The organism is Polaribacter sargassicola, assembly GCF_021991835.1.
Classification (GTDB): Bacteria; Bacteroidota; Bacteroidia; order Flavobacteriales; family Flavobacteriaceae; genus Polaribacter; species Polaribacter sargassicola.
The window spans coordinates 54,308-78,513 of the sequence record NZ_JAHDAU010000001.1 but is presented as its reverse complement, the minus strand read 5'-3'; the positions used below and the strand labels follow the sequence as shown (position 1 = coordinate 78,513).

Sequence of the window (24,206 nt, the reverse complement as noted above, 5' to 3'; positions counted from 1 at the left end):
CAGCAGATAATAAAGAAAGAAGTGAAAGCAAAACAATAAGAATAAGTTAATTTTTGTTTTCTTTAAAATTATTATACTTCAATAAAAGTAGCTATAATGTTCTTTAAACATCGAAAACCATTTCGTTGTTTAAAGAATAAACAGTGCATTTTACGGTAATTTTTAGTTAATTTTGGATTACAAATAATGATATATTTTTTTAAAAATTATTATTGTTTTGTATAGTTTATAAAATATAATTTATGAAAGCAAAATTTAAAGAAATTCCAGAAGCATATAAAATTGATAATTTATTACATCAAAAAACGTATTTAGTAGGTGGGGAATTAAAAGAATGGAAAGGAGATGTAGCGGAGGTTTATTCAACAATTTCATCAACAAAAGAATACAAACCAACTTTATTAGGTACGGTGCCAAATTTAGGAGAAAATGAAGCGTTAGAAGCTTTAAGTTCTGCTTACAGAGCTTATGATAAAGGGCAAGGTTTGTGGCCAACAATGAGGGTTGGAGATAGAATTGAGTGTATGGAAGAGTTTGCAGAGCAAATGAAAACCAAAAGAGAAGAGGTTGTAAAGCTTTTAATGTGGGAGATTGGAAAATCTTTGCCAGATTCAGAAAAAGAATTTGATAGAACCGTAGAATATATTTATGATACTATTGAAGATTATAAACAAATGGACCGTGACTCTGCTAAGTTTGAAAAAAACAGTGGAGTACATGCCCATATTAGAAGAGGTCCTTTAGGTGTTGTTTTGTGCTTAGGGCCATATAATTATCCTTTAAATGAAACATTTGCATTATTAATACCTGCTTTAATAATGGGTAATACAGCTGTGTTTAAGCCGGCAAAACATGGTGTTTTATTGTTATCTCCGTTAATGGAGGCTTTTCAAAATAGTTTTCCAGAAGGAGTGGTAAATGTTATTTATGGTAGAGGTCGTGTCTTAGCAACTCCTATTATGAAGACAGGTAAAGTAGATGTATTAGCTTTAATAGGTAATAGTAAATCTGCCAATGCAATACAGGCAAACCATCCTTTTAAAAATAGATTACGTTTAGTATTAGGTTTAGAGGCAAAAAACCCTGCAATTGTATTGCCAGATGCAGATTTAGATTTGGCAATAGATGAGTGTATTTCTGGAGCAACTTCTTTTAACGGGCAACGTTGCACAGCTCTTAAAATTATGTATGTTCATGAACATATTGTAGATAAATTTAATAAAAGATTTGCGAAAAGAGTTGATGCTCTAAAATTTGGGAATCCTTGGGAAAATGGTGTTAAGTTAACTCCATTACCAGAGCCTAGTAAGCCAGCATATATTCAAGAATTAATAGATGATGCTAAAGAGAAAGGAGCAAAAGTGATTAATAAAAAAGGAGGAGAAACAACTGATAACTATATTTTTCCTGCTGTTTTGTATCCAGTGTCTAAAGAAATGAGAGTGTTTCATGAAGAACAATTTGGACCTGTTATTCCTGTTGTTTCTTTTAAAAATATTCAAGAACCTTTAGATGATATGGCAGAATCTAATTATGGACAACAGGTTAGTGTTTTTGGTAGTGAAATAAAAACTTTGGCGCCATTAATAGATACTTTGGTTAATTTAGTGTGTAGAGTAAACTTAAATAGTGCAGCACAAAGAGGTCCAGATGTATATCCTTTTACAGGAAGAAAAGATTCTGCAGTAGCTACTTTAAGTGTGCATGATGCATTACGTTCTTTTTCTATAAGAACATTTGTAGCTTCTAAAGATACACCTTACAATAATGCAATTTTAGAGGAATTATTAGATAAGAAAGCTTCTAATTTTATAAATACAGATTACATTTTATAGACTAAATAAAGTGTTTCTCAATAAAAAAAGCTCCTTTTGGAGCTTTTTTTATTGATTTTTAAATTTTAATAGTCATCATTGGTCTTAATGAGTTTTTAGATAATTTTTTGGTAACACTTCCTGTAAAAAAATGAGCTAGACCACTTCTGCCATGTGTGGCTAATGCTATTAGGTCTGCCTCAATTTCCTCAGAAAAATTCAAAATTCCTTTTTCTACAGAAACATCATTATAAATTTTTATTTTAGATTTAGGTAGGTTGTAGTCTGATATAAAATCTTTTATTTCTTGCTTTGCTTTTGCATTTCCTTGAAAATTGGCAGGAGTATTTATTTTTAATAAGTAAACTTTACTACTAAATATATTAGCAAAATTTACAAATTTGCTAAATATTTCTTTGTTGTCTTCTTCAAAGTTAGAAGCAAAAACTATTTTTTTTAATTTAAAACTCTCAGGGTCTTTTTTTACGATAATAACGGGTTTTGTAGAGTTTCTAACAATTTTCTCTGTGTTAGACCCAATAATTATTTCATCTAGTTCAGAATGACCTTTAGAGCCCATTATTATTAAATCAGCATTAATTTTGTCAGCATATTTTTGTATGCCTTCAAAAGGTGAATTTAACTTTATAAAATAGTTTACATTAGTGTTTTCACTAAAAAATTCTTTTTTAAAAATAAGTATTTTTTCTTTTACTTTTCTTAAGTATAACATGCTTTCGGGTATGCTAAATTTACTGCTAACTCCCATGTCTATAACACCTTTTGGTAATTCAATTAAATGAATTAGGTATACTGTAGCGTCGGTTTTTTTGGCAATTTTAGACGCTATAATAGAGGCGTATTCAGAAGTTTTGGAGAAATCTATCGGAACTAAAATTTTTTTCATAATAGAGGGGTATTGAGGTTGATAATAGTTGTATTTAAAGTTACAAAAAATAATTGACTTTAACTTAATTTGGTATATCCCAAACATTTAGTATATTTGCATCGAAATTTATAATAAGTGGAGAAGGAAGGGGACTAGAAAGTCCCCTCTTTTTATACTTTATTTTAAGATTAAAATGAACCAAACCAAAGTAAGAGATATAGTTGATGAGGCACTGGCGTTTGATGAGTCGTTGTATTTGATAGATTTAGTAATATCAGAAAATAACAAAATTCAAATTACTGTTGATGGAGATAATGGAGTTCCATTAAGTGAATGCATTAGAATTAGTAGAAGTGTAGATAATAGTTTTGATAGAGAAGAAGAAGATTTTTCTTTAGAAGTTTCTACTCCAGATATTGCACATCCACTAAAAGTTAAAAGACAATACAAAAAAAATATCAACAGAATACTTAAAGTTAAAACCTTAGAAGAAGAATTTGAAGGAACTTTAGTAGAAGCAGATGAAGATAAAATTGTTTTAAGTTGGAAAGCTAGAGAAGCTAAACCCATTGGTAAGGGAAAAGTTACTGTTCAAAAAACAGCAACTTTAGATTATAAGGATATTAAAGAAGCAAAAGTGAAGATTGTATTTTAAGCAAAAGATGTAATGGAGAATATAGCATTAATTGATTCGTTTTCAGAATTTAAAGATATTAAAAGTATAGATAGAGTAACCTTAATGTCTATCTTAGAAGAAGTGTTTAGAGCTGCATTAAAGCGTAAGTTTGGTTCTGATGATAATTTTGATATTATTATTAATCCAGATAAAGGAGATTTAGAAATTTGGAGGAATAGAGTTGTTGTTGCAGATGGCTTTTCGGAAGATGATAATGAAGAAATAGAATTAGCAGAAGCAAGATTGATAGAACCAGATTTTGAGATTGGTGAAGATGTGTCTGAAGAAGTGAAATTAGTAGATTTAGGAAGGAGAGCGATTTTAGCATTACGCCAGAATCTAATTTCTAAAATATATGAGCACGATAGTACAAATATTTTTAAGCATTTTAAAGGTTTAGAAGGAGATTTGTATAGTGCAGAAGTTCATCACATTCGTCATAACGCAATTATTTTGTTAGATGAAGATGGTAACGAAATAGTTTTACCAAAAAGTGAGCAAATTCGTTCTGATTTTTTTAGAAAAGGAGATTCTGTAAGAGGGGTTATAAAAACAGTAGAATTAAGAGGTAGTAAACCTGCTATAATTTTATCTAGAACTGCACCAGCATTTTTAAATAAGTTATTCGAACAAGAAATTCCAGAGGTTTTTGATGGCTTAATTACTGTTGAAGGTGTTGCAAGAATACCTGGTGAAAAAGCAAAAGTAGCTGTAGATTCTTACGATGATAGAATTGATCCTGTAGGAGCATGTGTCGGTGTTAAAGGTTCTAGAATTCATGGTATTGTACGAGAGTTAGGAAACGAGAATATAGATGTTATTAACTATACCAAAAACGAACAATTGTTCATTTCTAGAGCATTAAGTCCTGCAAAAGTGACTTCAATGGAGATTGAAATGTATGATGAAGAAAGAAACGGTAAAAAAGGACGTGTAAGTGTCTTATTAAAACCAGAAGAAGTTTCTAAAGCTATTGGTAGAGGTGGTGTAAATATTCGTCTTGCTAGTGAGTTAACTGGTTATGAAATTGATGTTAAAAGAGAAGGATTAGAAGAAGAAGATGTAGAATTAACAGAATTTGTAGACGAAATTGAAGATTGGGTAATTGCAGAATTTAAAAAGATTGGTTTAGATACAGCAAGAAGTGTATTAGAAACTAGTGTTGCTGAGTTGGTTAAAAGAACCGATTTAGAAGAAGAAACAATTATAGATGTTCAAAGAATTCTGAAAGAAGAATTCGAGGACTAAATATAGTATAGAAATAAAGTAAAAAGTATATTTTTACAATTATAAAGTTAAAAAGAATATATGTCTGTAGGCAAAACAATGAGGCTTAATAAAGTTTTAAGAGAATTAAATATTTCTCTTGATAGAGCAGTCGAATATTTAGCGGGTAAAGGTCACGAAATAGAATCGAGACCAACCACTAAAATTACGGATGATGTCTATCAAGTTTTACTAGATGGCTTCGAAAAAGATGCTAATAAGAAAGCAGCATCTAAAGAGGTTGGAGAAGAAAAACGTAAAGAGAAAGAAGCTATTCGTTTAGAGCATGAAGCTAAATTAGAGAAAAAAAGAGCGGAAGAAGTTAAGAAAGAAGAAGAGGTTTTAAAAGCCAAGGCAGATAAATTAGAGTTTAAAACTGTTGGTAAAATAAATATTGATGCCATTGGTAAAAAGCCCGAAGTTAAAACTGAAGAAGCTAAAGAGGTTGTTAAAGAAGAGGTAGCTAAAGAAGAACCAAAAGCGATTGTAGAACCTACAAAACCTGTTGTAGAAAAGCCTGTTGTAGAAAAACCAAAAGCACCTAAAAAGGTTTCTGAAATAGAAAAAGAAGTTTCTAAAGTGATAGAAAGACCTAGATCTAATAATAAAGAAGCGTCTAAACCAGAAGAGAAACCAACAGAAGTTACTGCAGAAAATGCTGAGGCAATTAAAACGCAGTATAAAAAATTAGATGGTCCAAACTTTACAGGAAAAAAGATTGATTTAAAGCAATTTGAAAGACCTAAAAAGAAAAAACCAGAACCTAAAAAAGATGCTAATACTAATTCTGAAGCTAGAAAAAAGCGTAAACGTATAAGTAAACCAGGTTCTTCAACTTCACCTAATAATAGAAATAATAATAGGGGAACTCAAGGGAACAATAGAGGTGGATTTAAAGGTAAAGGAAGAGGTAACCAAAGACCTGCTGCTGTTAAAAAGGAAGAGCCAACAGAGGCAGATATCCAAAAACAAGTAAGAGAAACTCTAGAGAAACTACAAGGGAAATCTTCTAGAGGTAAAGGTGCTAAATATCGTAGAAATAAAAGAGAAGCGCACAGAGAACATACCGAAGCAGAATTAGAAGCGCAAGCTTTAGATAATAAAATCTTAAAAGTAACAGAATTTGTTACTGTAAGTGAAGTTGCTACGATGATGGAAGTTCCTGTAACAGATATCATTTCATCTTGTATGATGTTAGGTATGATGGTAACAATGAATCAGCGTTTAGATGCAGAAACATTAGTTATAGTTGCAGAAGAATTTAATTATAAAGTAGAGTTTATAGGAGCCGAAGTAGAGGAATCTATTGAAGAGGTAATCGATAAACCAGAAGATTTAGTTAATCGTGCACCGATTATCACGGTAATGGGACACGTAGACCACGGTAAAACATCATTATTAGATTATATTAGAAAGGCTAATATAGTAGATGGGGAAAGTGGAGGAATTACACAGCATATTGGAGCTTATTCTGTAAATGTTGGTGATGAAAAAATTGCTTTCTTAGATACTCCTGGTCACGAGGCCTTTACAGCAATGCGTGCTCGTGGTGCTCAAGTAACAGATTTAGTTATTATTGTAGCGGCTGCAGATGATGATGTTATGCCACAAACAAAAGAAGCTATATCTCATGCGCAAGCAGCTGGTGTTCCAATAATATTTGCAATTAATAAGATTGATAAACCAAATGCAAATCCAGACAATGTTAAAACTCAGTTATCTTCAATGAATTTATTGATTGAAGAATGGGGTGGTAACATTCAGTCACAAGATATTTCAGCTAAAACTGGTCAAGGTATTGATGAGTTATTAGAAAAAGTTTTATTAGAAGCAGAGATTTTAGAGTTAAAAGCTAATCCTAATAAAAATGCAGTTGGTACAGTTGTAGAAGCACAATTAGATAAAGGTAGAGGTTATGTAACAACGATATTGGTACAAGCCGGAACTTTAAAAATTGGAGATTATATTCTTGCAGGGAAAAACAGTGGTAAAGTTAAAGCCATGTTTGATGATAAAGGAAGAAAGCTTAAAGAAGCGGGTCCATCAACTCCAGTATCTATTTTAGGTCTAGACGGTGCTCCACAAGCAGGAGATAAATTTAATGTCTTTGAAGATGAAAGAGAGGCAAAACAAATTGCATCAAAAAGATCTCAATTACAAAGAGAACAATCAGTTAGAACTCAAAAAACATTAACATTAGATGAAATTGGACGTAGAATTGCGTTAGGAGACTTTAAAGAATTAAATATTATCCTTAAAGGAGATGTTGATGGTTCTGTAGAAGCGTTAACAGATTCTTTCCAAAAATTATCTACAGAAGAAATTCAAGTTAATATTTTACATAAAGGTGTTGGTGCAATTACAGAGAGTGATGTGCTTTTAGCAACAGCTTCAGATGCAATTATAGTAGGATTTAATGTGCGTCCGCAAGGAAATGCAAGAGCAGTTGCAGATAGAGAAGAAGTAGATATTAGAACATACTCTATTATTTATGATGCTATTAATGACCTTAAAGATGCAATGGAGGGAATGTTATCTCCAGAAATGAAAGAAGAAGTTACTGGTAATTTAGAAATTAGAGAAATATATAAAATTTCTAAAGTAGGTAATATTGCAGGTTGTATGGTAATGTCAGGTAAGATTCTTAGAGATTCAAAAATTAGAGTTATTAGAGACGGAATTGTAGTTCATGATGGTACATTAACTGCATTAAAACGTTTTAAAGATGATGTAAGAGAAGTTACTAAAGGATTCGATTGTGGTGTTCAAATTAAAAATTACAATGATATTGAACAAGGCGATGTAATTGAAGCTTACACTGAAGTAGCAGTTAAGAAGAGATTAAAATAAATACTATAGTAATATCAAATAAAAAAAAGCCGCAATTTGCGGCTTTTTTTTATTTGATATATTTTTGTTTTCTATTTACCCATCGGTATTACAATGATTCCAGAAAATTTTTCTTTAAAAATAATTAAATCTTTATCAGCTTCTAATTTTGTTTTGTAATTACCTACTTGAACTTTCCATTCTGGTGCTTTATATACTAAATTAGATTCTGTATTAGGAAACTCTAATTTAAACTGTTCACTATACTTTCTAGCCAGTTCTTCCTTGCCGTTATAAATTTGAATTTTATAGCCAAAACCATATTTTTTATTAAATATTCTTTTCTTAGAAATTAAATTTTCAACCTCTTCAGAGTTGTTTATTTTATTTTGTGAAAAAGATTTATTGCTTAAGCCAAACAATATAAGAGCTAGAGGTAGCACTAATAGATTATTTTTCATTGTATTAAATGTTTTTACAAAAATAAGAACTAATAATAAATATGGTGTTAAATCATCTTATTTAGAATAGATATAAATTGTTGTTTAACGTTCCTTTAGTTTTTTTAATTTTGGTAAGATGTGCTATTTTTGTCTGAACAAAAAAAATGACTTTTATCATTTTATATTAGGTATTTTTAAACAAAGTTTAAATATGAAAAGTGTAGGATTGCACAGTAGATTAAACACATTATTTATAAAGAGTATTACTGTACTTTTTGTTTTTGCATTTAGTATATCTGCTTACTCTCAAGATGTAGATGAAGCCCGTCAAAAAGAAGGTAAAAAATTATTTAAATCTTTATGTGCTTCTTGTCATAAATTAGATAAGAAACTAATTGGGCCAGCTTTAAGTGGTGTAGAAGAAAGAAGGGAAAATGATTGGTTAAAGGCTTGGATTAAAAATAATGCAGAGTTAAGAGCTTCTGGTGATGCTCAAGCAAATGCTATATTTGATGAGTATAACGGATCTAACATGACGGCTTTTCCTCAGTTGTCAGATCAAAACATTGATGATATTTTATATTATACAACTGTAGGTGAGATTAAAAAGGTAGCTTCTGCTGCAGAAGGTGTTGCTGTTGCAGGTGAAACTTCAGGTGGAGCTCCAGAATGGTTAATCTATATTTTAGCGGCAGCAATTGTTGTAGCCTTTTTAATGATTGCTAGCTTGTTAAAGCAGGTTAATGAGTTAAAGGGTAATGTTGCTGCGGGTGAAACTTCAGATATTAAAAGAGATTTACATGAGCTTTGGGTTGGTGTAAAACAAAATACTTTTTTGAAAGTGCTTTCAACTATATTCTTATTGCTAGTTGGTGCTTACTTTGTGTTCGGAACGATTTTTAAAGTTGGTGTTGATGAAGGGTATCAGCCAATTCAACCTATAGCTTTTTCTCATAAAATTCATGCAGGTGATAATAAAATTGATTGTCAGTATTGTCACTCTTCGGCTAAACATAGTAAAACATCTGGAATTCCTTCAGTTAATGTTTGTATGAATTGTCATAAAAATATCTCAGAGGTTTCTGATGATACTGTTGTGGAGTTAGAGGATGGGCTTGTTCTTGGTAAAGAGCAATTAGATTTAGAGATAGCTAAAGTATATAAAGCAGCAGGTTGGGATGCTGATAATTTAGAATATACAGGAGAAACGTCACCTATAAAGTGGACAAGGGTTCATAACTTGCCGGATTTTGTTTATTTCAATCATTCTCAACATGTTACTGTAGGTGGTTTAGAGTGTCAAAAGTGTCACGGGCCTGTTGAAGAAATGGATGAATTATATCAGTATTCTCCTTTAACCATGGGGTGGTGTATAGATTGTCATAAAGAAACTAAGGTGAATTTAAAGGGTAATGAATATTATGCTAAGATTCATGAGGATTTGGCAAAGAAATATAATGTAGATCAGGTTACCATTGCGCAATTAGGTGGTAAGGAGTGTGGTAAATGTCACTATTAATTAAAGAAGAAAGATAGTTTGGTTTTGGTGAAAACTAGAGCTAGAAACTAACAACTAATAACTAAATATAAATGGCTTCAAACAAAAAATACTGGAAAAGTGTTGAGGAACTAAAAGATAGTCCTATTGTTGAAACGTTAAGTAAAAACGAATTTGTTGAAGAGATTCCAACAGATGAGTTTTTAGGTGATAAGGAAACATTAGAAAATTCTTCTACTTCTCGTAGAGACTTTTTAAAATATGTTGGTTTTACTACAGCAGCAGCATCTTTAGCTGCTTGTGAGGGGCCAGTGAGAAAATCTATTCCTTATGTTGTAAAACCTGACGATGTTACTCTTGGAGTTGCAGATTGGTATGCAACTTCTGTAGCGGATGGATATGATTTTGCAAATGTATTAGTAAAGACACGTGAAGGGAGACCTATTCAGATTATGCCTAATAAAGAGGCAGACGGTACTACAAGTGCAAGAGTACAAGCTTCTGTTTTGTCTTTATATGATCAAGAGCTGCGTTTAAAAGAACCAGCTAAAGCAGGTAAAGTAATCTCTTGGGAAGATGCGGATAAAGAGATTGGGTTAAAGTTAAATGAATTAAAAGAAAGTAATAAACCTGTTGTTTTATTAACGGGTACAATGGCAAGTCCTTCTACTGATAAAATTATTTCAGATTTTATTGTTGCCTATCCTAATGTTAAGCATGTTATTTATGATGCTGTTTCAGAATCTGGAGCTGCTGATGCAATGTTAGCAATGTATGGTAAGCGTGTTTTGCCAAATTATCACCTAGATAGAGCTAAAACGATTGTTTCTTTTGGTGCAGATTTTTTAGGAGATTTTCACGGAGGATTTGAAAAACAATTTATAGTTGGTAGAAAGCCAGAAACAGGTAAGATGTCTTACCATGTTCAGTTTGAAAGTAATATGTCTTTAACTGGTGCAAACTCAGATAAGAGGGTGGTTGTAAAACCTTCTGATCAAGTTTTTGCTTTGTTAAACTTATATAATGCAATTACAGGATCTAATGTTCCTTCTAAAGCAACTGCTGTAGATGCAGATGTTAAGAAAATGGCTTCAGAATTAAAGAAAGCAGGTTCTAAAGGAGTTGTATTAACAGGATTGAATGATGTAAATGCACAATTGATTTCATTAGAAATCAATAAAGCATTAAATAGTGAGATAATTGATGTAAATAATACATTAAATGTTCGCCAAGGTAATGATAAAGACGTTGCTGAATTAATATCGGGAATGAAATCAGGTAAAATTGCAGGATTAATTTCTTACAATGTAGATCCTATATATACATTAGCTAATTCAACTGATTTTTCTGAAGGATTAAAAAAGTTACAATTATCAGTAGCCTTATCTACAGAAAATAATGAAACTGTTAATGCTTCTAATTACGTTTTACCAACTCCACATTTTTTAGAGTCTTGGGGAGATACTCAATTTGATGAAGTAACTTACGGTTTAATGCAACCTACCATTCAGCCTTTATTTAATACACGTCAAGTACAAGATACGTTATTAAAGTGGTCTGAGAACACAACTAAATATTACGATTATTTAAAATCTTTTGCAACAACTTCTGTATTAACAGGTAGTTCATGGAATACAGCTTTACATAATGGTTTCTTTAAAAAAGAAGTTATTGAAGTTGTTGAAAGTGTAGAAAGTACTGTTGTAATTTCTGATGTTGCTTCTAAATTAGCAGCATCTGCAAAGAAATCATCAGGTTTTGAGTTAAATTTTTATACAAAACCTGGTTTAGGAGATGGTAAGCAAGCTAATAATCCTTGGTTACAAGAATTTCCAGATCCAATTACAAGAGCTTCTTGGGATAACTATTTAACCATGTCTATTTCGGATGCAAGAGAATTAGGTTTTTCTAATCCAGTAAAAGATAATGGAGCTATTGATGGTGATTATGCTAAGATATCTGTAAACGGAAAAGAAATTACTGTACCTGTAATGATTCAACCAGGTCAAGCTAAAGGATCTATTGGAATTGCATTAGGATACGGTAGAACTTTTGGGTTTAAAAAAGAAATGCAAGTTGGTGTTAATGCTTATCCATTATACGCTAACGGTAATAATATACAATACGGAGTTAGTATAGAAAAAGTATCAGGAACGCATAAGTTTGCATGTACACAAGTACAAAAAACAATTGCTGGTCGTCATGATATTTTAAAAGTTACTTCTTTAAAAGATTACAAAACTGTTGATCCTAAAGATCATCACCATGGTTGGAATAAGCCAGCGTATGTGTCTTATGATCATAATGAAGTAGAAGCAAACACAATAGATTTGTGGGATGAGCATAATAGAGAAATTGGGCATCATTTTAACTTATCTATAGATTTAACTTCTTGTACAGGTTGTGGAGCATGTGTTATTGCATGTCATGCAGAAAATAATGTTCCGGTTGTAGGTAAAAATGAAGTTAGAGTTGGTAGAGATATGCATTGGTTGCGTATTGATAGATATTATTCTTCTGAAGTAGAAACTAGAGAAGAAGCAAAAGAATTAGGTTTAAGTAGAGGAGATATGTATTTGGCCTTAGAGACTGAAGCAGAAAATCCTGAGGTTACTTTTCAACCAATGATGTGTCAACATTGTAATCATGCTCCTTGTGAGACTGTTTGTCCTGTTGCAGCAACATCTCATGGTCGTCAAGGACAAAATCAAATGGCATATAACAGATGTGTAGGTACAAGATATTGTGCAAACAACTGTCCATATAGAGTTCGTCGTTTTAACTGGTTTAATTATGCAAATAATAACGAGTTTGACTTTAATATGAACAATGACTATGGTAAAATGGTGTTAAATCCAGATGTGGTTGTGCGTTCTAGAGGAGTTATGGAGAAATGTTCTATGTGTATACAAATGACACAAGCAACAATTCTAAAAGCTAAAAAAGAAGGTAGAGCTGTAAATACAGATGAATTTGAAACCGCTTGTTCATCAGCATGTACTACCGGTGCGATGGTTTTCGGAGATATAAACAACAAAGAAGACAAAGTAGCATCATTAATAGAAGATAAAAGAGCTTATGGTGTGTTAGATTATTTACAAACAAAGCCAAATGTAATTTATCAAGTTAAAGTAAAAAACACTAACGAAGGGTAACAAAAAAAGTATAAAGTTTTCGTTATACTTTAAAACAAATAAAGATTAAAACTAAGTAATAAAAATATGTCTCATTACGAAGCACCCATAAGGGAACCTTTAGTATTAGGTGATAAAAGTTATCACGATATTACCGAAGACATTGCAAAACCTATAGAGGGTAAAGCAAACAAAAATTGGTACATAGCATTTTACATTTCTTTAGCAGCAATGCTTTGGGGATTTGGATGTATTTTTTACACAGTAGGAACAGGTATTGGAGTTTGGGGATTGAGCAAGAACATTGGATGGGCTTGGGATATTACTAACTTTGTTTGGTGGGTAGGTATTGGTCACGCAGGTACTCTAATTTCTGCGGTACTTTTATTATTCCGTCAAAAATGGAGAATGGCAATTAACCGTTCTGCAGAAGCAATGACCATTTTTGCTGTATTCCAAGCGGGATTATTCCCTATTATTCACATGGGGCGTCCATGGAATGGATATTGGGTATTACCAATACCAAACCAGTTTGGATCATTATGGGTTAATTTTAACTCACCATTATTATGGGATGTATTTGCAATTTCAACTTATTTATCTGTATCATTAGTTTTCTGGTGGACAGGTTTATTACCAGATTTTGCAATGATAAGAGATAGAGCTGTTAAACCTTTCCAAAAGAAAATATATGCATTATTAAGTTTTGGTTGGTCTGGTAGAGCTAAAGATTGGCAACGTTTTGAAGAGGTATCTTTAGTACTTGCAGGTTTAGCAACTCCATTAGTACTTTCTGTACACACTATTGTATCTATGGACTTTGCAACATCTATCAACCCAGGTTGGCATTCAACTATTTTCCCTCCTTATTTCGTTGCTGGGGCAATCTTCTCTGGATTCGCTATGGTACAGACGTTATTAGGAGTTATGAGAAAGGTAACCAACTTAGAAGATTATATTACTCGTATTCATGTTGAATATATGAATATTGTAATTATATTAACTGGTGGTATTGTAGCTATTGCCTATGCAACAGAGTTTTTTATTGCTTGGTATACAGGATCACCTTATGAAAACTATACTTATTTATCTGTCGGTGCTGAAACAGGACCTTATTCTTGGGCATTTTGGTCATTATTAATATTCAATATTTTTACACCTCAATTACTTTGGATAAAGAAAATAAGAAGAAGCTTTATATGGACGTTTGTAATTTCTATTGCTATTAATATAGGTATGTGGTTTGAGCGTTTTGATATTATTGCAATTGTATTAAGTAAAGGTCATTTACCTTCTACTTGGTGGCGTTTTGAGCCTACATTTGTAGATGTTGGTATATTTGTTGGTACAATCGGTTTTTTCTTTGTATTATTTCTTTTATATGCAAGAACATTTCCTGTAATTGCACAAGCAGAGGTTAAGACGATATTAAAGTCTTCTGGTGAGTTTTACAAGAAAAGAAGAGAACAAGGTATACTTACAAAACCAGCAATTAATGTGGTAAGTGTAGAAAGTGAATCAGATAAATCAGATAAAGAATAATTATGGAATCATCAAAAGTTATTCATGCATTTTATAATGATGACGAAGTTGTGTTAGATGCAGTAAAAGCTGTAAAAGCAGACGGTCATCATGTCGAAGAAGTTTTTTGTCCTTTTCCTGTGCATGGTTTAGACAAAGCAATGGGATTAGCACCAACTAGATTAGCAATAACTGCATTTTTTTACGGAATTACAGGTTTATCATTTGCTATTTGGATGACTAATTATATGATGATTCAAGATTGGCCACAAGATATTGGTGGTAAGCCTAACTTTTCTTGGTTTACTAATATGCCAGCATTTGTACCTATTATGTTTGAATTAACAGTCTTTTTTGCTGCACACTTAATGGTTATTACTTTTTATATGAGAAGTAGAATTTGGCCTTTTAAAGAAGCTGAAAATCCTGATCCAAGAACTACAGATGATCTTTTTTTAATGGAGATTCCTGTAGAGAATAACGAAGCAGATATTACTGCGTTACTTGCAAAGACAGGAGCTGTTGAAATTAATGTTGTTGATAAGCACTAATATATAGATAATGAAGAATTTTAAGTTAATTATTGCTTTAGCTATTTTTACAAGCATTGTTTCTTGTAACAATAAAAGAACGCCACAATTACAATATATGCCAGATATGTATGTTTCTGTTGCATATGATCCAAATGGAGCAGAAGGATTAAATGATGCTCCAGTAAACATTAAACCAGTTGCTGGTACAATTCCAAGAGGTGGTTTTCCATCTTATGATATCCCAGATACAAATGAAGGTTATGAATTGTCTAAAACAAGAACTAATCCTTTAGAAGCTACCGAAGCTAATTTAGCTAATGGTAAAGCAATGTATGATATTTATTGTATAAGTTGCCATGGGAAAAGTGGTGATGGTAACGGAGTTTTATCTCAAAGAGAAAAATTTTCTGGTATACCAAATTATAAAGACAGAGAAATTACAGCCGGAAGTATTTATCACGTTATAATGCATGGTAAAAACTTAATGGGGTCACACGCTTCTCAATTAACGTACAAGGAACGTTGGCAGATAGTACAGTATGTAGAAAAGTTACGTACAGATTTAGCAAAATAATTAGAAAAAGATAGAATACGAAAGATATGTATCAATTTTCAGGTAAATTAAAAATATTCTCAATTGCATTAATTATAATAGGTGCTATAGGAATAACACTAAGTTTCTTAAACGCTCCTTCTAGCATAGAAGAAGCTAAAGAGATTATAGCTCTTCAAGCATCTCATGGAGATGAGCATGGAGGTTCTCATGATAAAGTTTCATCAGAAGTACATCATAATGATGTAGTAGAAGAACATTCAAATGCTCATGGTACAGCAAATGAACATCATGATGATGCATCACATGATGAACATGTTTTTCATCAATTACAAAATAAACCTTGGTCAGCTTTTTATGTATCATTAATTTTCTTTTTAGGAATATCAGTAGTTGTATTAGCTTTTTATGCAGCTCAAAGAGTTGCACAAGCTGGTTGGTCTATCGTTCTTTTTAGAGTTATGGAAGCTATTACAGCCAATTTAGTTCCAACGGCTATTATTATGATAGTTATTGTAATTACTGCTGTTTTACACTATAATCATATGTTTCCTTGGATGGCAGAAGGTGTTTTTGATAAAACAAGCCCTAATTATGATGCCATTGTAGATGGTAAATCTTGGTGGATGAATGTTCCTGGATGGGCTATTAGAAGTGTTATCTATTTACTTTTATGGAATGCTTACAGATGGTTTATCCGTAAAAACTCAATTAAAGAAGATACAGCTAACGATAATTACAAAACATACAAATTAAATTACAATGTTTCTGTAGGTTTCATTTTTGTTTTTATGATAACTGAAACTTTAATGGCTTGGGATTGGATAATGGGATTAGATCCTCACTGGTTCTCTACATTATTTGCATGGTATGTTTTAGCTACTTTTTTAGTTTGTGCTTTAACTGTAATTGCATTAGTAACTATCTACTTACGTTCTAAAGGTGCATTACCAGCTGTAAATGATAGTCATATACATGATTTAGCTAAGTTTATGTTTGGTTTTTCTGTATTTTGGACATATTTATGGTTTGCTCAATTCATGTTAATTTGGTATGCAGATATTCCTGAAGAAACTACTTATTTTGTTGCAAGATTTAATGAATATAAATTGCCATTTTTAGCAATGGTTGGTATGAATTTTGTTTTCCCTGTTTTATTATTATTAAACAGTGATTTTAAAAGTATGCCTTGGTTTGTAATTATTGGAGGTGTTGTTATATTAGCAGGACACTATATAGACGTTTTTGTAATGATTATGCCAGCAACTGTTGGAGCTCAATGGTCATTTGGTATTGCAGAATTTAGTTCTTTACTATTCTTTTTAGGAATATTTATTTTTGCAACTTTTAGTGCTTTTGCAAAAGCTAATGCTATACCTTCTGGAAATCCTTTCTTAGAAGAAAGTGAGCATTATCATTACTATAATATTGAACACAGAGGAGAAGGTTCAGGAGATCATCATTAATATATAATTTGAATTAAAAATAATTAAGAAAAGATAACTATGCTAGCTTTATTTTATATTTTTATTGCTGTCGCAATCGGTATAAGTTTTTGGCAAATTACCAGAATTTTAAACTTTAGAAGTGTAATTGCTACTGATGAAGACAACAAAAATCAAGGTAAAAATGCTATATACTTTATGGTGTTTTTATATGCTATGATGATTTATTGTTTAATATTTTTGAATGTAATTATGCTACCAGAATCTGCATCTTATGAAGGTGAGCATGATGACAATCTTTTTAATATTACTTTTTGGTTAATTGGTATTGTTCAGTTTTTAATGCAATTTTTAATTTTCTTTTTTACATTTAAGTACAAAGGAAACAAAGAAAGAAAAGCTAAGTTTTATGCTGATAGCCACAAATTAGAGGCTATTTGGACTATTACACCTGCAGTTGTTCTTGTATTATTAATTGGTTACGGATTATGGCAATGGAATAATGTTATGGATTTATCAGATTCAGAAGATCCTATAACAATAGAAGTGTATGCACAACAATTTAGATGGGATGCTCGTTACGCAGGAGAAGATAATACATTAGGTCTTGGTAATGTTAATTTTATAAAAGGGATTAATACATTAGGTGTAGACATGTCTGATGAAAACTCTTTAGACGATAAACAAGTTACTGAATTATATTTGCCAAAAGGAAGAAAAGTACATTTTAAGTTTAGATCTCAAGATGTTTTACACTCTGCTTATATGCCTCACTTTAGAGCTCAGATGAACTGTGTTCCTGGTATGATTACGCAATTTGGATTTACTCCGAAGTACACTACAGAAGAAATGAGAGCTCAGCCAGAAGTAATCGAAAAAACTAAAGGAATTAATAAGATTAGACAAGAAAAAGGAGAAGATCCTTATGTTTTTGACTATTTATTATTGTGTAATAAAATTTGTGGTGCATCTCATTACAACATGCAAATGAAAATTACTGTTGTAGAACCAGAAGTTTACGACAAATGGATTGCAGAGCAACCAACATTATCATCAGTTATTAAGTAATAATTTTTAATTTAGATTCTACAAATAAGTAAAATTATGTCAGAACATCATCATAAAGAAACTTTTGTAACAAAGTATATTTTTACTCATGATCATAAAATGATTTCTAAACAGTTTTTAGTAACTGGTATTTTTATGGGAATTATTGGTGTATTTATGTCTATGTTATTTCGTATACAAATAGCATGGCCAGAAAAATCATTTTCTATTATTGAGGCTTTTTTAGGAGATCACCAAACAGACGGGGTTATGAATCCTGATATGTATTTAGCATTAGTTACAATACATGGTACTATAATGGTGTTTTTCGTTTTAACAGCAGGTTTAAGTGGTACTTTTTCTAATTTATTAATTCCACTTCAAATTGGAGCTAGAGATATGGCATCTGGTTTCTTAAACATGGTTTCTTACTGGTTGTTTTTTATATCAAGTGTAATCATGGTTATATCTTTATTTGTAGAAGCAGGACCAGCAGCAGCAGGATGGACTATTTATCCTCCACTTAGTGCCTTACCACAAGCAATACCAGGTTCTGGTTTAGGTATGACATTATGGTTAGTTTCTATGGCTATATTTATTGCATCATCTTTAATAGGTTCTTTAAATTATATTGTTACTATATTAAATTTAAGAACAAAGGGTATGAGCATGACAAGGTTGCCATTAACAATGTGGGCTTTGTTTATAACAGCTATTATTGGTGTAGTATCTTTCCCAGTTTTATTATCAGCTGCGTTGTTATTAATTTTTGATAGAAGTTTTGGTACATCATTCTATTTATCAGATATCTTTATTTCAGGAGAAGTTTTACATTATCAAGGAGGATCTCCAGTATTATTTGAACATTTATTCTGGTTCTTAGGTCACCCAGAGGTATATATTGTTTTACTACCTGCCCTAGGTATAACATCAGAAATTATATCGACAAATGCAAGAAAACCAATTTTTGGATATAGAGCAATGATTGGTTCTATTATGGCAATTGCATTTTTATCTACGATTGTTTGGGGACACCATATGTTTGTATCAGGAATGAACCCTTTCTTAGGATCTGTATTTACTTTTACAACTTTATTAATAGCAATACCATCAGCGGTTAAAGCTTTTAACTATATAACTACTTTATGGAAAGGTAATTTACAGTTAAATCCTGCAATGTTATTCTCAATTGGATTGGTTTCTACTTTTGTAACAGGAGGATTAACAGGATTAGTATTAGGAGATTCTGCATTAGATATTAATATTCATGATACTTATTTTGTAGTTGCACACTTTCACTTAGTAATGGGTGTATCTGCTATATTTGGTATGTATGCAGGTGTTTATCATTGGTTTCCTAAAATGTATGGAAGAATGATGAACAAGACTATGGGATATTGGCATTTTTGGTTAAGTATAATTTGTGCTTATGGTGTTTTTTGGCCAATGCACTTTATAGGATTAGCTGGTTTACCAAGAAGATATTATACAAATACTAATTTCCCAATGTTTGATGATATTTCAGATATTAACGTTGTTATTACTTTATTTGCAATAGTAGGAGGTTTAGCTCAAATTATATTCTTGGCAAATTTCTTTATCTCGATTTATAGAGGTAAAAAAGCTACACAAAATCCTTGGAATTCTAATACATTAGAGTGGACAACACCAATTGAACATATACATGGAAACTGGCCAGGTAAAATACCTGAAGTTTACAGATGGCCTTATGATTATAGTAAAAGAGTAGATCCTAAAGACGATGATAGTGATTATTTACACGGTCAAGATTTTGTCTTACAGACTACACCTTTATTAGATGGAGAAGAGCCTTCTTAAATAAAATTATAAAACAAATTATAAACCTTTCCTAATCGGAAAGGTTTTTTGTTATGTAACAAATCTTACAAAAGTCTATAGTAAAATATTTTATATTTGTGATTATGAACGAAAACTTAAACCCAAATAATAGCAACTTATCAAAAGTAGATTTAGATGTTGAAAAAGTATTAAGACCTCTTTCTTTTGATGATTTTACTGGACAAGATCAAGCAATTGATAATTTAAAAGTTTTTGTTGAAGCTGCAAATCAAAGAGGAGAAGCCTTAGATCATACTTTATTTCATGGGCCTCCAGGTTTAGGTAAAACAACACTAGCTAATATATTGGCTAATGAATTACAAGTTGGTATTAAAATTACATCTGGGCCAGTTTTAGATAAACCTGGTGATTTAGCTGGTTTACTAACAAATTTAGATGAACGAGATGTATTATTTATTGATGAAATTCATAGATTAAGTCCTATTGTAGAAGAGTATTTGTATTCTGCAATGGAAGATTATAAAATAGATATAATGATAGAATCTGGACCAAACGCTAGAACAGTTCAGATAAATTTAGAACCATTTACTTTAATTGGTGCTACAACAAGATCAGGATTATTAACTGCACCTATGCGAGCTCGTTTTGGTATTAGTAGTAGGTTACAGTATTATAAAACAGAATTGTTAACTACAATTATACAAAGAAGTGCGCACATATTAAATGTTCCTATTTCTATGGAAGCTGCAATAGAAATTGCTGGAAGAAGTAGGGGAACACCTAGAATAGCAAATGCACTACTAAGACGAGTTAGAGATTTCGCTCAAATTAAAGGAGATGGTAACATTACTATAGAAATTGCAAAATATGCTTTAAAAGCATTAAATGTAGATGCACATGGTTTAGATGAAATGGATAATAAAATTCTATTAACCATTATAGATAAATTTAAAGGAGGACCTGTAGGATTAAGTACAATAGCTACTGCTGTATCAGAAAATACAGAAACTATAGAAGAAGTATATGAACCTTTTTTAATTCAACAAGGCTTTATTTTAAGAACACCAAGGGGAAGAGAGGTAACTGATTTGGCTTATAAACATTTAGGAAGAGAAAAAGGAAGTAATCAAGGAGAATTATTTTAGCGAATGAACATTAAAAAAATAATACCAATTTTAGAATGGTTACCTAATTACAATATGTCTCTATTTAGAGGAGATTTAGTTGCAGGTTTAACTGTGGGTATTATTTTAATTCCACAAGGTATTGCTTATGCCTTAATTGCAGGTTTACCACCTATTTACGGACTTTATTGTGCTTTAATGCCACAAGTTATGTATGCTGTTTTTGGCTCTTCTAGACAAGTATCTGTTGGACCAGTTGCTATGGATTCTCTAATAGTAGCAACAGGTGTTTCTACATTAGCTTTATCGGGTTCAGACAGTTATATTTCCATAGCAATATTATTAGCACTAATGGTTGGTGTAATCCAATTTATTATGGGAGTTTTTAGCTTAGGTTTTATTGTTAATTTTTTGTCAAAACCAGTAATAACCGGCTTTACATCTGCAGTAGCATTAATCATAGGTTTTAATCAATTTAGAAACTTATTTGGTGTCGATTTTGTACAAAGTGATCAATTACAATATGTAGTAGAAGATATTTGTTTACAACTTTCTAGCTTTAATTATAATACAACTATAATAGGTTTAATATCTGTTATTGTAATTGTTATCTTTAGAAAGATTGATAAGAGAATACCAAACGCTTTAATTGTAGTTGTTTTAGGTATTTTGATTATGAAATATTTTGGTAAATCTTTTAATGACGTTTCCATAGTAAAAGATATCCCATCGGGATTACCTGTATTTAGTTTTCCAGAATTTGATTTAGATTTAATAAAAGAGCTTTTGCCTATAGCATTTACATTAGTTATGGTTGGTTATTTAGAAACTATTTCTATAGGTAAATCTTTAGAAGCAAAACAAGATGAATATAGAATAAGGCCAAATCAAGAATTAATAGCCTTAGGAATTGGTAATATGGTAGGCTCACTTTTTAAGGCTTATCCAACTACATCAAGTTTTTCTAGATCTGCAATTAATGAAGAAAGCGGTGCTAAAACAGGTATGTCTGCCTTAATTTCTGTGTTGATGGTTGTTTTAACTTTATTGTTTTTAACACCTTTATTTTATCATTTACCAAAAACAGTATTAGCTGCAATTATTATTGTAGCAGTTTTTAAGTTAGTAAATTTTAAAGAAGCAGCCTTTTTATGGAAAGCAAACCATTTAGATTTTTGGTTAATGTTGGCAACTTTTATAGCTACATTATTGCTAGGTATAGAGTTTGGTATTATTGTAGGTGTTGGGTTGTCTTTAATAGTGTTAATTTATAGAACATCTAGACCTTATGTAACAGAGTTAGGAAAGGTACCAGATTCAGATTTTTATAGAAATAAAAACCGTTTTGAAGAAGTTATTATAGAAAATGATGTTTTGGTTTTTAGGTTTGATGCACAAATTTTTTATGCAAACTCTAGTTATTTTAGAGATAAACTAGATGAAATGGTAATTGAAAAAGGAAAAACATTAAAGTTAATTGTTTTAGATGCAGAAAGTATTAATAGAGTTGATAGTACAGGTGTAGAAATGCTAAAAGAGCGTATTAAATTCTATCAGAAAAAAGAAATTCTGTTCTATTTTGCAGGAGTTAAAGGCCCGGTTAGAGATGACTTTTTTAGAAGTGGAATTTTAGATATTATAGGAATTAATCATTTTTTTATGAAATCTAATCAAGCAGTTAAATTTTATAAAACAGGAGATAGAAAAGAACAAGAAAAATATGCTAAATACATTCATCAAGCATACAAATAAAATTTAAATATTATGATAATAGAACAAATATATACAGGATGTTTAGCACAAGGAGCTTACTACATAGAAAGTAACGGAGAAGTAGCTATTATAGATCCATTAAGAGAAGTACAAGATTATATTAACAAGGCAGAAAAAAATAAAGCTAAAATTAAATATATTTTCGAAACTCATTTTCATGCAGATTTTGTTAGCGGACACGTAACTTTAGCTGAAAAAACTGGAGCTAAAATTGTATACGGACCAACAGCAAAAACTAATTTTGATGCTATTATAGCAGAAGATAATCAAGTTTTTAAAGTGGGTGAAATTACCATTACAGTTTTACACACTCCGGGTCATACAATGGAAAGTTCTTGCTTTTTGTTAAAGGATAAAAACGGTAAAGACCATGCTATTTTTAGTGGTGATACCTTGTTTTTAGGAGACGTTGGTAGACCAGATTTAGCACAAAAAGGAGATATTACAGAAAAAGACTTGGCAGGTTTTTTGTTTGATAGTTTACGTAATAAAGTAATGCCTTTAGTAGACGATGTAATTGTATATCCTGCACATGGTGCTGGTTCTGCTTGTGGTAAAAACTTAAGTAAGGAAACTGTGGGTACAATTGGTAATCAAAAAGAAACCAATTATGCTTTAAGAGCAAATATGACTAAAGAGGAATTTATAAAAGAAGTTACGGATGGATTATTACCTCCGCCAGCATATTTTCCTCTAAATGTTAAATTGAATAAAGAAGGGTATAAAAATATTGATGATATTATTAAAACATCAGCAAAACCATTATCTGTAAAAGATTTTGAAATGATTGCAAATGAAACAGATGCAATTGTTTTAGATGTTCGTCATCAAACGGAGTTTGTAAAAGGATTTATCCCACAATCTATTTTTATTGGTATAGATGGTGGATTTGCGCCTTGGGTTGGTGCTTTAATTAAAGATATTAATCAACCAATTTTATTGGTTGCACCAAAAGGACGAGAAGAAGATACCATTACACGTTTATCTAGAGTTGGCTTTGATAACGTTTTAGGATATTTAGATGGTAGTTTTGAATCTTGGCAAAAAGCAGGCAAAGAAGTTGATAGCTTAGAATCTGTTTCTGCAGATATTTTAGAAGAAAAAATTAAAGAAAAAGCAATAGTTTTTGATGTTAGAAAACCAGGAGAATTTACAAGTGAACATATTATTATGGCAAAAAGTACTCCTTTAGATTTTTTAAACGATCATATTGCAGAGTTTCCTAAAAAAGGAGATTTTTATATACATTGTGCAGGTGGTTACCGATCTGTAATTGCAGCATCCATTTTAAAATCAAGAGGGTTTCATAATGTAATAGATGTTGCAGGTGGTTATTCTGCTATTAGAAATACAAACATAGAAAGAACGGCAGCGGTTTGTCCATCAACATTAAAATAGAAAGTATGACAAAAAATATTTTAAGTCTTTTTTTAATGGTGTTTTTCTTTATCAATTGTAATGCTCAAGAAGAGATTAAAACAATTTCTACAAAAGAATTAAAAATATTACTTTCTAAAGAAAATGTTCAGTTATTAGATGTTAGAACACCAATAGAAACAAAATTTGGTTATATAGAATCTGCTTTATTTATTAATTACTTTAATAGTGATTTTGTAGAACAAGCTGTAAATAAATTAGATAAAGAAAAACCTGTTTATGTATACTGTAGGTCTGGAAAAAGAAGTGCTAAAGCATCAAAACTATTAAAAGAAAAAGGTTTTAATGTCTTTGATGTTTTAGGAGGATATAATCAATGGACAAAAGAAAATCAGAAATAACTTCAACTAAAATAATTTTTTAAAAAAGCGTGTAAAAACTATATTAAAAAAAGGTGTTTACA

At 31.1% G+C, this 24,206-nt stretch carries 18 protein-coding genes; 16 read left to right on the top strand and 2 right to left on the bottom strand.

Annotated elements, in window-relative coordinates:
• Positions 1 to 242 precede the first annotated feature (242 nt).
• Positions 243 to 1,835 carry an NADP-dependent glyceraldehyde-3-phosphate dehydrogenase gene (locus KI686_RS00295; protein ID WP_237587227.1) on the top strand — a complete coding sequence of 531 codons (1,593 nt, stop codon included), beginning with the start codon at positions 243 to 245 and terminating at the stop codon, positions 1,833 to 1,835.
• Between the two features lie 58 nt (positions 1,836 to 1,893).
• Here the strand turns inward: KI686_RS00295 and KI686_RS00290 are convergent, their stop codons facing one another.
• Positions 1,894 to 2,721, bottom strand: coding sequence for a universal stress protein (locus KI686_RS00290; protein ID WP_237587226.1), 828 nt, complete (start codon positions 2,719 to 2,721; stop codon positions 1,894 to 1,896).
• A 175-nt stretch (positions 2,722 to 2,896) separates the two neighbouring features.
• Here KI686_RS00290 and rimP point away from each other — a divergent pair, with 175 nt between their 5' ends.
• From rimP to infB, 3 genes are read left to right on the top strand one after another with little or no spacing between them, the layout of a single operon-like run.
• Positions 2,897 to 3,358: a ribosome assembly cofactor RimP gene (gene rimP, locus KI686_RS00285; protein WP_237587225.1), complete on the top strand. Its 462-nt coding sequence runs from the start codon at positions 2,897 to 2,899 to the stop codon at positions 3,356 to 3,358.
• Between the two features lie 12 nt (positions 3,359 to 3,370).
• Positions 3,371 to 4,627 carry a transcription termination factor NusA gene (nusA, locus tag KI686_RS00280; protein WP_237587224.1) on the top strand — a complete coding sequence of 419 codons (1,257 nt, stop codon included), beginning with the start codon at positions 3,371 to 3,373 and terminating at the stop codon, positions 4,625 to 4,627.
• Between the two features lie 60 nt (positions 4,628 to 4,687).
• Entirely contained in the window at positions 4,688 to 7,495 is a 2,808-nt protein-coding gene (gene infB, locus KI686_RS00275) for a translation initiation factor IF-2 (protein WP_237587223.1), read from the top strand.
• 71 nt (positions 7,496 to 7,566) lie between these two features.
• On the opposite strand, the gene KI686_RS00270 is transcribed toward infB, so the two are convergent.
• Complete coding sequence (locus KI686_RS00270) at positions 7,567 to 7,935, bottom strand: SPOR domain-containing protein (RefSeq protein ID WP_237587222.1); 369 nt, start codon at positions 7,933 to 7,935, stop codon at positions 7,567 to 7,569.
• A 193-nt stretch (positions 7,936 to 8,128) separates the two neighbouring features.
• On the opposite strand from KI686_RS00270, the gene KI686_RS00265 reads away from it, so the two are divergent.
• The 12 genes from KI686_RS00265 to KI686_RS00210 all read left to right on the top strand — a co-directional run bounded on the left by KI686_RS00265 (position 8,129) and on the right by KI686_RS00210 (position 24,144).
• Entirely contained in the window at positions 8,129 to 9,436 is a 1,308-nt protein-coding gene (locus KI686_RS00265) for a c-type cytochrome (protein WP_237587221.1), read from the top strand.
• Positions 9,437 to 9,507: 71 nt separating this feature from the next.
• Positions 9,508 to 12,570: a TAT-variant-translocated molybdopterin oxidoreductase gene (locus KI686_RS00260; protein ID WP_237587220.1), complete on the top strand. Its 3,063-nt coding sequence runs from the start codon at positions 9,508 to 9,510 to the stop codon at positions 12,568 to 12,570.
• 66 nt (positions 12,571 to 12,636) lie between these two features.
• Positions 12,637 to 14,091 carry an NrfD/PsrC family molybdoenzyme membrane anchor subunit gene (gene nrfD, locus KI686_RS00255; protein ID WP_237587219.1) on the top strand — a complete coding sequence of 485 codons (1,455 nt, stop codon included), beginning with the start codon at positions 12,637 to 12,639 and terminating at the stop codon, positions 14,089 to 14,091.
• A 2-nt stretch (positions 14,092 to 14,093) separates the two neighbouring features.
• Complete coding sequence (locus KI686_RS00250) at positions 14,094 to 14,621, top strand: DUF3341 domain-containing protein (protein ID WP_237587218.1); 528 nt, start codon at positions 14,094 to 14,096, stop codon at positions 14,619 to 14,621.
• Between the two features lie 10 nt (positions 14,622 to 14,631).
• Complete coding sequence (locus tag KI686_RS00245) at positions 14,632 to 15,177, top strand: c-type cytochrome (RefSeq protein WP_237587217.1); 546 nt, start codon at positions 14,632 to 14,634, stop codon at positions 15,175 to 15,177.
• A 26-nt stretch (positions 15,178 to 15,203) separates the two neighbouring features.
• Positions 15,204 to 16,622, top strand: a complete 1,419-nt coding sequence (locus tag KI686_RS00240) for a quinol:cytochrome C oxidoreductase (protein ID WP_237587216.1) — start codon at positions 15,204 to 15,206, stop codon at positions 16,620 to 16,622.
• A gap of 39 nt (positions 16,623 to 16,661) precedes the next feature.
• The gene (locus KI686_RS00235) at positions 16,662 to 17,669 is read left to right on the top strand and encodes a cytochrome c oxidase subunit II (RefSeq protein ID WP_237587215.1); all 1,008 of its coding nucleotides are present in this window, start codon (positions 16,662 to 16,664) and stop codon (positions 17,667 to 17,669) included.
• Between the two features lie 36 nt (positions 17,670 to 17,705).
• The gene (locus tag KI686_RS00230; protein WP_237587214.1) at positions 17,706 to 19,487 is read left to right on the top strand and encodes a cytochrome c oxidase subunit I; all 1,782 of its coding nucleotides are present in this window, start codon (positions 17,706 to 17,708) and stop codon (positions 19,485 to 19,487) included.
• A 104-nt stretch (positions 19,488 to 19,591) separates the two neighbouring features.
• Entirely contained in the window at positions 19,592 to 20,614 is a 1,023-nt protein-coding gene (ruvB, locus tag KI686_RS00225; RefSeq protein ID WP_237587213.1) for a Holliday junction branch migration DNA helicase RuvB, read from the top strand.
• Between the two features lie 3 nt (positions 20,615 to 20,617).
• Positions 20,618 to 22,345, top strand: a complete 1,728-nt coding sequence (locus KI686_RS00220) for a SulP family inorganic anion transporter (protein ID WP_237587212.1) — start codon at positions 20,618 to 20,620, stop codon at positions 22,343 to 22,345.
• 12 nt (positions 22,346 to 22,357) lie between these two features.
• The gene (locus tag KI686_RS00215) at positions 22,358 to 23,764 is read left to right on the top strand and encodes an MBL fold metallo-hydrolase (RefSeq protein WP_237587211.1); all 1,407 of its coding nucleotides are present in this window, start codon (positions 22,358 to 22,360) and stop codon (positions 23,762 to 23,764) included.
• Positions 23,765 to 23,769: 5 nt separating this feature from the next.
• On the top strand, positions 23,770 to 24,144 hold the full coding sequence (locus KI686_RS00210; protein WP_237587210.1) for a rhodanese-like domain-containing protein: 375 nt from the start codon (positions 23,770 to 23,772) through the stop codon (positions 24,142 to 24,144).
• Positions 24,145 to 24,206: the final 62 nt, after the last annotated feature.